Source organism: Marinomonas profundi, assembly GCF_020694005.1.
GTDB lineage: Bacteria > Pseudomonadota > Gammaproteobacteria > Pseudomonadales > Marinomonadaceae > Marinomonas > Marinomonas profundi.
Genome location: NZ_CP073013.1, coordinates 58270 through 71120, shown reverse-complemented (window position 1 = coordinate 71120; position 12851 = coordinate 58270). Strand labels below are relative to the sequence as shown.

At 44.8% G+C, this 12851-nt stretch carries 12 protein-coding genes; 8 read left to right on the top strand and 4 right to left on the bottom strand.

The genetic code is table 11. The features are described from left to right. Positions 1-22 precede the first annotated feature (22 nt). Complete coding sequence (gene mobA, locus J8N69_RS00345) at positions 23-598, top strand: molybdenum cofactor guanylyltransferase (RefSeq protein WP_168822117.1); 576 nt, start codon at positions 23-25, stop codon at positions 596-598. Positions 599-610: 12 nt separating this feature from the next. Here mobA and J8N69_RS00340 read toward each other — a convergent pair whose 3' ends face one another. The 3 genes from J8N69_RS00340 to purM are packed head-to-tail and all read right to left on the bottom strand — an operon-like array spanning position 611 to position 3064. Next, positions 611-1342, bottom strand: a complete 732-nt coding sequence (locus tag J8N69_RS00340) for a DUF3108 domain-containing protein (protein ID WP_168822118.1) — start codon at positions 1340-1342, stop codon at positions 611-613. Positions 1343-1355: 13 nt separating this feature from the next. Next, positions 1356-2009 (bottom strand): phosphoribosylglycinamide formyltransferase, encoded by a 654-nt coding sequence (purN, locus tag J8N69_RS00335; RefSeq protein ID WP_168822119.1) that lies wholly within the window; start codon positions 2007-2009, stop codon positions 1356-1358. Then, positions 2006-3064, bottom strand: a complete 1059-nt coding sequence (purM, locus tag J8N69_RS00330; protein WP_168822120.1) for a phosphoribosylformylglycinamidine cyclo-ligase — start codon at positions 3062-3064, stop codon at positions 2006-2008. The genes purN and purM overlap by 4 nt, the downstream gene beginning before the upstream one ends. Before the next feature lie 117 nt (positions 3065-3181). Here purM and J8N69_RS00325 point away from each other — a divergent pair, with 117 nt between their 5' ends. Then, entirely contained in the window at positions 3182-4267 is a 1086-nt protein-coding gene (locus tag J8N69_RS00325; protein ID WP_168822121.1) for a DUF2066 domain-containing protein, read from the top strand. Then, the gene (locus J8N69_RS00320; protein WP_168822122.1) at positions 4268-4495 is read left to right on the top strand and encodes a hypothetical protein; all 228 of its coding nucleotides are present in this window, start codon (positions 4268-4270) and stop codon (positions 4493-4495) included. A gap of 75 nt (positions 4496-4570) precedes the next feature. Here the strand turns inward: J8N69_RS00320 and gltA are convergent, their stop codons facing one another. After that, positions 4571-5854 (bottom strand): citrate synthase, encoded by a 1284-nt coding sequence (gene gltA / locus J8N69_RS00315; protein WP_168822123.1) that lies wholly within the window; start codon positions 5852-5854, stop codon positions 4571-4573. A 570-nt stretch (positions 5855-6424) separates the two neighbouring features. Between gltA and sdhC the strand changes: the two genes are divergently transcribed. The 5 genes from sdhC to J8N69_RS00290 all read left to right on the top strand — a co-directional run bounded on the left by sdhC (position 6425) and on the right by J8N69_RS00290 (position 12846). Then, the gene (gene sdhC / locus J8N69_RS00310) at positions 6425-6802 is read left to right on the top strand and encodes a succinate dehydrogenase, cytochrome b556 subunit (protein ID WP_168822124.1); all 378 of its coding nucleotides are present in this window, start codon (positions 6425-6427) and stop codon (positions 6800-6802) included. After that, positions 6796-7143 (top strand): succinate dehydrogenase, hydrophobic membrane anchor protein, encoded by a 348-nt coding sequence (gene sdhD / locus J8N69_RS00305; RefSeq protein ID WP_111606188.1) that lies wholly within the window; start codon positions 6796-6798, stop codon positions 7141-7143. The genes sdhC and sdhD overlap by 7 nt, the downstream gene beginning before the upstream one ends. A 3-nt stretch (positions 7144-7146) precedes the next feature. Continuing rightward, positions 7147-8919, top strand: a complete 1773-nt coding sequence (gene sdhA / locus J8N69_RS00300; RefSeq protein WP_168822125.1) for a succinate dehydrogenase flavoprotein subunit — start codon at positions 7147-7149, stop codon at positions 8917-8919. A 12-nt stretch (positions 8920-8931) separates the two neighbouring features. Beyond that, positions 8932-9636, top strand: coding sequence for a succinate dehydrogenase iron-sulfur subunit (locus J8N69_RS00295; protein WP_168822126.1), 705 nt, complete (start codon positions 8932-8934; stop codon positions 9634-9636). Between the two features lie 372 nt (positions 9637-10008). After that, positions 10009-12846 (top strand): 2-oxoglutarate dehydrogenase E1 component, encoded by a 2838-nt coding sequence (locus tag J8N69_RS00290; protein ID WP_168822127.1) that lies wholly within the window; start codon positions 10009-10011, stop codon positions 12844-12846. Positions 12847-12851: the final 5 nt, after the last annotated feature.

Genomic DNA, 12851 nt, shown 5'->3' with positions numbered 1-12851 from the left:
GTATTGTATCAATGAGGTTTCAATGATATTTACATCGTTATCTGCTGCGATTTTGGCCGGCGGTAAGGCTGAGCGTATGTTAGGGCAAGATAAAGGGCTGCTGTTGTATCAGGACAAGCCCATGGTGCTGTGGATAAGCTCTGCCTTGCGCGGTGTCGTTGATGAGGTGTTTATTAATGCCAATCGAAATCTTGAGCACTATGCCGAATTTGGCTACGAAGTGATCCTTGATGGTCTGGATTATCAAGGAAAAGGGCCATTGTCTGGGTTATTTACTTGTTTGGCCTTTGCAAAAACGTCTCACTTGTTGGTGTCGCCTTGCGATACGCCGCGTATTAGCAGCGAGGCTTTTGCAAGGCTGAAACAGGCCAGTCAATCACGTCCGGAAACAATTCATTATTTAAGCGCCGCTTCGGGTATTCATCCCTTGCATGCGATATTACCAACAGCGTCTGCATTGGCGGCGCTCAAGCACTTTTTTGATAAAGAGCAAGGCTGCAGTGTTATGGCTTTTTATGAGGCTTTTGGTTGTCAATCGGTGATTTGGGAGGATGACGCTGCGTTGTTGAATGTCAATACAAGCAAACAGCTAAAGTGATTATTTTGTGAGTTAACTTTGCGTCATTGATTCAATATCAAGCTGGTAAGACTCTCCGTCTTCTTTGTGTTCAAGTTTGACCAGTAGATAATCATATTTTGGTACAAACCAAAATGAGGTTTTTTTGTCTTTCTCTAAATTGTCCGTACGAATGATTTTGATCGCGGAAACTCGGCCCAGCTTGGTGTTAATGGTTTCCATTTTTTCGCGTTTGAACTGCCAGTTTTTAACATACCCGCCATCGGCAATTTGATAGTCAAATTTATTCTTGCCCAGTTTTAGATCTTGTCTTATTTGCAGCTGAATCGACAGTTTGTCCAATGTCGTTGGATTAATAGTAAGATTCCAAGGCTTGTCTTTTATATCATTACGGACCAGATTTTTATCCCAGTCGAAGGTGAGTGTGGCGGCTCTTTTTTTGCCGAGAACGGTGCTTTTATATTCGTATCGAGAAGGGATGATTTGATGGTTTTCGACATGGAAAATAGAGGATTCGCTCAGAGAGGCAATCATGCTATCAGCCGAAAAAACAAACTTCCAAAGATTGTTGTCTTGTTTTGAAAGAGTCTGTTTGCCTTCGACTTTTAAACGGATGCCTTTTTTCCACACCGTGCTGTAAACCGCAGAGTAAGGTTGCAAGAAGGTGTCTTGTGGTGCGCTGGAAGAAAAAGAAAGCATGGGAGTACTTATAAAAATCACCACAAAAACAGCCATTAAACGCTTTTGGATTTTACCAGCTCTCATACTTTCTCCTACATCAAGTTAGTGCTTTGCTATAAAGAATTCCGCTTTCAGCGAGTTCACTTTGCTCAAAAAACGCCTTGCCGTGATGGAATGTTAACCTATCTTCACTGAACCATTTAATGGCCAGAGGATAGATGACATGCTCTAAAGCGTGAACTTTATTCGCCAAGGATTCTGCTGTGTCTTCTTTTGTTATGGCGGTACTGGCTTGCAGTATTACGGCTCCCGCATCCAGCTCTGGACTAACGAAATGCACAGACACGCCATGTTCTTTTTCGTTCGCATCAATAGCACGCTGATGCGTATTCAAGCCTTTGTACTTTGGCAGTAATGAAGGATGAATATTTAACATTCTACCTTCGTAATGTTGCGCAAAAGTGTCGGTCAGAATACGCATAAACCCAGCAAGCACGACGAGCTTGGGTTGATATTGATCAATCAGCTTTTGTAGCTCGTTATCAAATGCTTCGCGACTATCAAACGACTTATGGTTAAGGGTGTGCGTTGGTATACCCGCTACCTTGGCGCGTTCTAGTCCATAAACGTCGGCTTTGTTGCTGATAACCGCGCAGATGTTAATGTCGAGTTGTCCTTGCAAGCTTTGGTCAATCAAAGCTTGCAAGTTGCTGCCGCTGCCAGAAATTAAGACAACGATCGGAAAACTCATGCCTGCGCCTCTAGATCAGAGATTAATACCTCTTTTCCGCCATTGCGTGGGCAAACATCACCGATAATCCAAGCATTTTCACCTTCGGCTTTTAGAATAGCGAGGGCGTCATCTGCTTTTTCTGCATCAATAGAAAGTACCATACCCACACCGCAGTTTAATACACGGTACATTTCTTCTTGCTCAACGTTTCCTTGTTCTTGCAACCAATCAAACACAGCGGGGCGTTTCCAGCTTGTCGCATCAATGCGTGCGGCGGCGCTTTCAGGAAGCACACGAGGAATGTTCTCAAGCAAGCCGCCACCCGTAATATGAGCCAAGGCATTGACAGAAATTGTTTCCATCAGTTTAAGAATGGGTTTAACGTAAATACGAGTCGGTTCCATTAATGCGTCTTTTAGCGCAACACCGTCGATGTCTTGATTCAAATCGGCTTTGCTGACTTCAAGGATTTTACGAATCAGGGAGTAACCATTGGAATGAGGGCCTGATGAGCCTAGTGCAATTAAGATGTCGCCCGCTTTTACGTTGCTGCCGTCAATAATGTTTTCTTCTTCTACGACGCCAACGCAAAAACCCGCTAGGTCATAGTCACCATCATGGTACATGCCTGGCATTTCGGCGGTTTCTCCGCCAACCAGTGCGCAGCCTGCTTGTAGGCAGCCTTCACCTATGCCTGTGACAACATTGGCCGCCACATCAATATCCAGTTTGCCCGTCGCATAGTAATCAAGGAAAAGTAGCGGTTCTGCGCCCGCAACGACCAAATCATTGACGCACATAGCGACGAGGTCAATGCCAATGGTGTCGTGTTGGTTAAGGTCCATCGCTAGGCGAAGCTTGGTGCCAACACCGTCTGTGCCGGAAACAAGAATGGGGTTTTTGTATTTTGTTGGAAGGCGTGTCAACGCGCCAAATCCACCCAGACCACCCATTACTTCAGGGCGACGAGTTTTTTTGCTTACGCCTTTGATGCGTTCAACAAGTTGATTGCCTGCGTTGATATCTACGCCTGCGTCTTTATAACTAATCGATGGTTTATCCGACTTGGTCATTGCCTATGCCTTTTGATGGTACGAGGGAAAAAAAGGCATTTTAGCATAGTGACGCATTAGGGCTATGGTTCTTTGCAATTAAGGCAGTAGAATAGGCAAATAAACGAAGGAAGGGCTATGAATTCTCGTATATTTTTACTACTTATTAGTGTTTTTTGTGTTTCTGTCGCCAATGCGGTTCCGGTCAAGGGGCTTTATAGTGCAGAAATTAACCTGCCAGTCACATCATCTGAGTCGCAGATGTTGAATGAGGCATTTGGTTTGGCCGCTGAAGAGGTTCTGATTAAAGTGTCGGGCAATAAAGCGGCGATATCGGGTGACCTTGTAGAGCAGGCCAAAAAACAGTCGCCTAATTGGGTTGCTCAACATTCCGTTGCATCACTTAGTGAGTTAATCCCCTCTAGTAACGGTCTGGTTCCTGGTAGACAGGTTCGGGTGAGCTTTTATCAGGCATCGATTGATTTGTTTTTGTCTCAACAGAACTTGCCTGTATGGGGGGATAACCGGCCTTCGGTGTTGGTTTGGTTGGTGAATGAAAACAATGGTGTCAGGAGTTTATCTGGCTCACGAGAGACGTCTGAGGTGTTGAATAAATTTGCTTTGTCTGCAAATCAAGCAGGGGTGCCCATATACGCGCCATTGCTAGACAGTGTTGATAAAAGTGCGATTACCGCCTCTGAAGTGTGGGGCTTTTTTGAAGATCGTATTGCGAATGCCAGTAAACGTTATCAGACCGATTCTGTTGCTGCATTGAGCATAAGTAATTACGCCGGTCACCTAGAGGGGCGTTTGTTGGTGTTGCTCAAAGAGGGTGAGACAGAGCAATTTACGCTAAACGCAGACACGCTGGATGGCGTGATTGATCAAGCGAGCGCGAACCTAGCGAGCGTTTTTTCGTCTAGATATGCTTCTGTACGCAACCGCAATTCATCAAGCCAATTGAGCTTGCAAATTGTGGGCGTGACAGCGTATGACATCATGAATAAAGTGCAGTCTTATTTGGAAAGCATTAGCGTGGTACGAGATGTGATCTTGGTTCGCGTTGAAGGCGACAAAATAGAGTTTTCTGTTGAGATTGATGGTGATAAGCAAAAGTTATTTAACAGTATTTCCCTCAGTCGTCTGCTGATTGATGCGCCATTAAATGCTCTAGATCCTGACGCGAATCGGGTGGCATCTTATCAATATAGTGGGGTGAACTAAATGCCAGATTTATTAAATGACAATGCCGTCACGCGTGACTTTTTTGCTCGATCTATCGAGGAACAAAACGATTTTTTATCTCAAACTTGGTGTAATCACTGTATGGAAGTGGACTTAGGAATGACGAATCCTAAAGAGTTTGAGAGCAAAGATGGCGTTTGGATAGAAGGAAACTGTGTGAAGTGTGGGCAGGTCACTATTACGGAAATCGTTGAGGAAGATGAGTAGTGCTTTAGTGTCGACTTGTTTTGCTCCATAAAAAAACCGCGCCAATTGGCGCGGTTTTTTATTAACGCTTTTGAATTACTTTTTGCTTGGGTAATCGCGCTCAGGTTTGCCCACATAAAGCTGACGAGGACGGCCAATTTTATAAGGTCCACTGATCATTTCGTTCCAATGGGAAATCCAACCACTGGTACGAGCCATGGCGAAAATCACCGTGAACATACTGGTTGGAATACCAATTGCTTTCATGATAATGCCAGAGTAGAAGTCTACGTTCGGATAAAGCTTGCGCTCGACGAAGTAAGGGTCTTCTAAGGCGATTTGCTCAAGACGTTTGGCAATTTTTAACAATGGGTCATCTGATTGGCCCAGTTCTGCCAATACTTGATCACAGGTTTCACGCATTACTTTAGCGCGAGGGTCAAAGTTTTTATACACTCGGTGACCAAAGCCCATCAATCTAAATGGATCGTTTTTGTCTTTTGCTTTTGCAATGTATTCGTCGATATTTTCGACGTCGCCAATTTCTTCAAGCATGGTTAGTACCGCTTCGTTGGCACCACCGTGAGCAGGCCCCCAAAGTGTTGCAATCCCCGCTGCAATACAGGCAAACGGGTTGGCGCCAGAAGAGCCAGCTAAGCGCACGGTAGACGTTGAGGCGTTTTGCTCGTGATCGGCGTGAAGGATAAAGATTCTATCCATTGCTTTGGCGAAAACAGGGTTAACAACGTAGTCTTCACAAGGTGTTGCAAACATCATGTAAAGAAAGTTTTCCGCATAAGATAAGTCGTTACGTGGGTACATAACAGGCTGATCTTTAGAGTACTTGTAGCAAATCGAAGCCAAGGTTGGCATTTTTGAAATCAAGCGAAAAGCTGCAATTTCACGATGCTTAGGATTGTTAATGTCCATGTGGTCTTGGTAAAAAGCCGACAAGGCACCCACTAAACCACACATGATGGCCATTGGGTGGGCATCATTGCGAAAGCCTTCGATGAATTTGTGCATCGATTGGTTCACCATGGTGTGTTTGCCAACCGTTTCTTCAAATTCTGCTTTTTGCGTTTTATCGGGAAGTTCCCCATAGAGCAACAGGTAGCAGGTTTCTAAGTAGTCTGAATGCTCTGCCAGCTGGGCAATAGGGTAGCCCCTGTGCAGAAGGATTCCTGCGTCCCCATCTATATAAGTAATAGCGGATTCACAAGAGCCGGTAGACATAAATCCTGGGTCATAGGTGAATACACCGTTAGCACCTAAACCACGAACGTCGATAACGTCGGTGCCTAAGGTACCTGAAAGAACGGGAAGTTCGATGGTTTTATCGATCCCATCCACTGTGAGTAGCGCTTTTTTATCAGCCATTTATGGTCTCCTTCGTATTCTGGTCCGGGGCAAAGAAGTCGTAGATTGACTCTCCTGGCCCAGAAGGTGCGGAAAAAATACTGTCTCTAGAGTATAAAAGTCAATCTTGTTCGTTTGCACATCATTTACAATGCGCTGTGTTATTTTGTAATTATCTGACAAAACGCGGGTCTTGTGTAAAGTCAAGGTAATCGATTTAATTCTTTAAGTTTATGAATTTACTGTGTTTTATAAGGTTTTTTCGGGTTTATTTTTATGTAATTTTATACCATTATTGTTTCGGCTTATGGCTACATTCATTTGATGAATGGTGACCATTGAAAACCTCTTGTCTAGTCTATTTGTCTTAGTATTTTTCGCTGGTCTATAATTGCGCCTCAGACGATTTCATTGATTTGTTGATGCTAATGGATAAAAGAGAGCCGCTTTTAAACATTTGTTTGCAAATCGATGAGATTTTCAAAGTAGGCCTATGACGTCACTATGTTTTCTTAATCTAACAGCAAATGTAGCACGTATAGACATTGGGTCGTGATTGACCATTCAATCAACAAAGTGGTGTAAAAAGTCGTGAATAAAAAAAGACCAGTCAACCTTGATATTTCAACAATATCGATGCCCGTCACAGCAATTGTATCTATCCTTCACCGCATAACAGGAATTATCCTTTTTGTAGGATTGGCTTTCTTGTTTTATGCCTTTGACCTTTCTTTAGAGTCGCAAGAAGGTTTTGATCAAGTCGTTAACGCATTGCAAACGAACTTTTTAGTGAAGTTTGTTATTTGGGGTGTGGTTTCTGCTTTGATGTACCATTTCGTAGCGGGTGTTAAGCATTTGTTTATGGATATGGGGTGCTTTGAAGAATTAGAAAGTGGGCGTAATGCAGCCATTGCAAATATCGTCATTGCGGTTGTTCTTATCGTGTTAGCAGGAGTATGGATATGGTAACTCAGATTACAAGTTTTGGGCGCTCAGGCCTTTATGACTGGATGATGCAGCGAGTTTCTGCTGTTGTCTTGTCTTTATACACGGTTTTTATTATCGGTTACTTGCTACTCAATCCTGATCTTACATACGATCAGTGGAGCGCTTTATTTGAAGCAACATGGATGCGCATCTTTAGCTTGATGGTGCTTCTGTCTATCGGTATGCATTCTTGGATTGGCTTGTGGTCTATTTCTACTGACTATATTAAAGCCACCGGTGCACGTTTCTTCTTTCAATCTCTATGCGGCCTTGTAATGTTTATTTACATCGTGTGGGGTGTTCAGGTTCTTTGGGGGCTATAAGTAATGGCAAATATCCGTACGATTTCTTTTGATGCCATTGTTATCGGTGGTGGTGGCGCTGGTATGCGTGCTGCGCTTCAGTTGACTGAGTCTGGTTTGAATACTGCATGTGTTACGAAAGTATTTCCGACCCGTTCTCACACTGTGTCTGCTCAAGGCGGTATTACTTGCGCTATTGCAAGTGATGATCCAAATGATGATTGGCGCTGGCACATGTACGACACGGTTAAAGGGTCGGATTATATTGGTGACCAAGACGCGATTGAATACATGTGTTCTGTTGGCCCTCAAGCCGTTTTTGAACTTGAGCATATGGGCTTGCCGTTTTCTCGTACCGAGCAGGGCCGTATTTACCAGCGTCCATTTGGTGGACAGTCTAAAGACTTTGGTAAAGGTGGTCAGGCCGCTCGTACTTGTGCCGCAGCTGACCGAACAGGTCACGCTCTGCTACACACGCTTTATCAAGGTAACCTTAAAGGCGGCACCACTTTCTTTAATGAGTGGTACGCAACGGATCTGGTGAAGAACAATGAAGATGCGGTGGTGGGTGTTATCGCAATCTGTATCGAAAGCGGTGAAACAGTTTACCTTAAAGCTAAGGCAACCGTGATTGCTACGGGTGGCGCAGGTCGTATTTTCCAATCAACTACCAATGCTCACATCAATACTGGCGACGGTGTTGGTATGGCGTTGCGCGCTGGTTTTCCGATGCAAGATATGGAAATGTGGCAATTTCACCCAACGGGTATCTACGGTGCGGGTACGCTCGTAACGGAAGGTTGTCGTGGTGAAGGTGGTTATCTGATAAACAAAGACGGCGAGCGCTTTATGGAGCGTTATGCCCCTAACGCGAAAGACCTTGCGGGTCGTGACGTGGTTGCTCGTTCAATGGTTCTTGAGATATTGGAAGGTCGCGGTTGTGGCCCTGATGGCGACCACGTATTGCTTAAATTGGATCACTTGGGTGAAGAGACGTTAAACAAGCGTCTGCCTGGTATTCTTGAGCTTTCACGTACTTTTGCACACGTTGACCCAGTAAAAGAGCCGATTCCGGTTGTGCCAACTTGTCATTATATGATGGGCGGCATTCCAACCAATATTGGTGGTCAAGCGCTTAAGCAAAACACAGCGGGTGAAGACAGCGTTATCGATGGCTTGTATGCCTGTGGCGAAGCGGCTTGTGTGTCTGTACACGGAGCTAACCGCCTTGGTGGTAACTCATTGCTTGACTTGGTTGTGTTTGGTCGTGCCGTTGGTTTGCAAGTTAAAAAATCATTGGATGAAGGTTTTGAGTCATTGGATGCCGATGACACCAATGTTGAGAAGGCGCTGTTGCGTTTGAATCGCCTTAATAACACGACAGGTGGTGAGAGTGTGGCTGCTGTCCGTGCTGATCTACAGCGTGTTATGCAGCTTTACTTTGGTGTGTTCCGCGATGGCGAGGCAATGCAAAAAGGTTTGGCGCAGCTGAAAGATATTCGTGCTCGCGTTGAGAACTTGCATCTTGAAGATAAGAGTCAGGCGTTTAACACGGCTCGTATCGAAGCACTTGAGCTTGAGAATCTATTAGAGGTTGCTGAAGCGACAGCCATTCCGGCTGAATTCCGCAAAGAAAGTCGTGGTGCTCACGCCCGTAATGACTTTACTGAACGTGACGATGAAAACTGGTTGAAACATTCTTTGTTCCACCCAGCGGATAAGAGAGTGACCAAGCGTGATGTAAACTTTGCGCCAAAAACAATGGAAGCTTTCCCACCTAAGATTCGTTCATACTAAGGAGTTATGTCAATGTTGGTTAGTATTTATCGCTACAATCCTGAGAAGGACGACGCTCCTTACATGCAGGATTATGAAATTGAGTTGCCAGAAGGTAAAGACTTGATGGTGCTTGATGTGTTGAACTTATTGAAGGCTCAAGACCCTAGTATTTCGTACCGTCGCTCATGCCGTGAAGGCGTGTGTGGTTCCGATGGTATGAATATGTCTGGTAAGAATGGTTTGGCGTGTATTACACCGGTTTCTGAAGCGGTTAAAAAAGGTAAGTTGGTATTGCGTCCACTGCCTGGTTTGCCTGTGGTTCGTGACCTTGTGGTGGATATGGGGCAATTCTATAAGCAGTACGAAAAAATTCGTCCTTATTTGCTTAATGATACACCGGCACCAGCCATTGAACGCTTGCAAAGCCCTGAAGAGCGTGAAAAGCTTGACGGCCTTTATGAATGTATCTTGTGTGCTTGCTGTTCAACGGCTTGCCCGTCTTTCTGGTGGAACCCAGATAAGTTTGTTGGGCCATCTGGCTTATTGCAGGCTTATCGCTTTTTAGCAGACAGCCGAGATACAGCCACACAAGAGCGTCTAAGTGATTTAGATGATCCGTTCAGTGTGTTCCGTTGCCACGGTATCATGAACTGTGTAAATGTTTGTCCTAAAGGGTTAAATCCGACTAAGGCCATTGGTAATATTCGTACGATGCTTTTGCAGAGAGCGACCTAACAATGCCTAAAGTGGTCTTTTGTGCTGTTTTAATGTGACCACGAGAAAAAGGCGGCTTGAATGTGATTCAATGCCGCCGTTTTTGCATATTCTAATCTAGAGGATGCAATGAAAAGAATTTAAAATTCGATCTTCACGAACAGGGATGTGCTAAGAAAAGTGACTAACATTGTGATTATGGATTCAGTGTGTTTTATTGCTTAAATAAAGCATATTTAGTGACTTAGTATTGAACGTGAAAGGGCGAAAGTAGCTGGAAATAAACAAAAAATCGAGGCTTTAATAGCCTTACGGGCCTGATAAAATGATCGGTCTTACTATAGATTGATACCGGGACCCCGGTAGCTGGCTCGAACATAAGGGTGATCGAGAATGCACGAAAGTTTAATGGAGTTGCTGTGGAGCACCTCTCACTTTTCAGGTGGAAACCTGGAATATGTTGAAGGGTTGTTTGAAAGCTACCTCGTCGACCCGAACTCAGTGTCGGAAGAGTGGCGTAAATGTTTTGATCAATTGCCTCGTGTAAGCGAAGCGCAATCAACGGATCTTCCTCATTCTGTGATTCAAGAGCAGTTTCTCGAAATAGGTAAGAATAAATTCCGCTCCTTGCCTGTGTCTTCAGGTCCGGTTGTCGGTTCTGACCATGAACAGAAACAGATCAATGTTTTGCAATTAATTAATGCCTATCGTGTGCGTGGGCATCAACATGCAACACTTGACCCGCTTGGATTGCAAAAGCGTGAGAAAGTCGCCGACCTTGATATTGGTTATCATCATTTAACGGGTGCGGATTTAGATACGACATTCAATGTCGGTTCTTTGTTTTTTAACAAAGACGCATTAAAGTTAAGTGAAATCGTTGCTGAACTTGACAAAACCTATTGCGGCAGCATTGGTTATGAGTTTATGCACATTGTTGATACGCAAGAGAAAGCATGGCTTCAGCAGCGTGTCGAGTCTGTTCGTTCTCATCCAGAATACTCTCAAGAAACTCGCGAAAGTTTACTAGAGCGTTTGACTGCAGCAGAAGGCTTGGAAAAATATTTAGCAAGCCGTTACCCTGGTGCGAAGCGCTTTGGTCTTGAAGGTGCCGAGAGCTTAATTCCGATGGTGAATGAGTTGATTCAACGTTCTGGCGCACTGGGTGCGAAAGAAGTTGTGATTGGCATGGCTCACCGTGGTCGTCTTAACGTATTGGTCAATACGCTAGGAAAAAACCCGAAAGATTTGTTTGACGAATTTGAAGGTAAAAAACTCGTCAATACCTCCGGTGACGTTAAGTATCACCAAGGTTTTTCTTCCAATGTGATGACGGCTGGCGGAGAAGTTCATATTGCTCTGTCTTTTAACCCATCGCATTTGGAGATCGTTTCTCCGGTTGTTGAAGGTTCGGTTCGTGCTCGTCAGGATCGTCGTCAGGACACAACGGGGAAAACCGTCGTACCTATCTCGATTCATGGTGATGCTGCTTTTGCAGGTCAAGGCGTGGTAATGGAGACATTCCAGATGTCTCAGACTCGTGCCTACCGCACTGGTGGTACGGTTCATATCGTCATCAATAACCAAGTGGGCTTTACCACTAACCGCCAAGAAGATTCGCGTTCTACTGAGTACGCAACGGATGTTGCTAAAATCATTCAAGCGCCTATTTTCCACGTTAATGGTGATGATCCAGAAGCGGTACTGTTCGTTACTCAGTTGGCACTGGATTACCGTTACGAGTTTGGCCGTGATGTTGTGATTGACATGGTTTGTTATCGTCGCCGTGGACACAATGAAACAGACGAGCCTTCTGGTACTCAGCCGTTGATGTATAGCATCATTAATAATCTGAAAACGACGCGTACTCTTTATTCAGAGCGCTTAGTGGCGGAATCGGTTGTCACGCAAGAAAAATCAGACCAAATGGTCAGTGAAAATCGTGAAGATTTAGATAATGCTCGTCATGTTGCGAAAAGTCTGGTGCTCGAATCTCAAACGGGATCGTTTGTTGATTGGAAGCCCTATTTGGGCGTCGAATGGACGGACGCGGGTGATACCACCTATCCTTTGTCTAAATTGCAGGAAGTGGCTAAAAAGCTAACCAGCATTCCAGATGGCATAGTGGTTCAGCGTCAGGTTCAGAAGATTTATCAGGATCGTGACAAAATGACAGCGGGCGCGTTACCTCTAAACTGGGGCTACGCCGAAACGTTGGCATTTGCCACCTTGTTGGAGCAAGACTACCCGATTCGTATTACGGGTCAGGATTCTGGTCGTGGTACCTTCTCTCATCGACATGCGGTCATTCACAGTCAAAAAGATGGCAGTACTTATATTCCGCTGAAACATTTGTCTGAAGACCAGCCAACTCTGGATCTGTACGACTCTTACCTTTCAGAGGAAGCGGTATTAGCGTTTGAGTATGGCTATGCGAGTACCTCACCTAAGGGCTTGGTCATTTGGGAGGCGCAATTTGGTGACTTCGCTAACGGTGCGCAGGTTGTTATTGACCAATTTATCACCAGTGGTGAGCACAAATGGGGCCGCTTATGTGGTTTGACTATGTTGTTGCCACATGGTTATGAAGGTCAAGGTCCTGAGCATTCATCAGCACGACTAGAGCGCTTCTTGCAGCTTTGTGCTGAATTTAATATTCAGGTCTGTGTTCCGACAACGCCGTCGCAAATTTTCCATATTATTCGTCGTCAAGCGATTCGACCTATGCGTCGTCCGCTTATCATCATGTCACCTAAGAGCTTGTTGCGTCATAAGCAAGCAATTTCGACATTAGAAGATTTGGCGGAAGGAAGCTTCAAAACGGTATTGCCAGAATCTGTCGAAACAGTTACCGCAGACAAGGTGAAACGCCTTGTTCTGTGTAGCGGTAAAGTGTATTACGACTTGATTAACCGTCGTGAAGAACTGCAAAAAGACGATGTTGCGGTGATTCGTTTGGAGCAATTGTATCCGTTCCCATACGCTGACCTTGAGTCTGTGTTGGAGCAGTACAAACATGTTGAGAGTTTGGTTTGGTGTCAAGAAGAGCCGAAAAACCAAGGCGCTTGGCATGCTAACCGTCACCGGATGAACCGAGTATTGGAAAAACTGTACCCAGAATTGAAAATCCGCTTTGCAGGTCGAATTTCGTCTGCTGCACCAGCGGCTGGTTACATGTCTATCCATGTTGAAGAACAAGAAGCGCTGGTCAACGACGCACTAGTTGGTTAGTACCA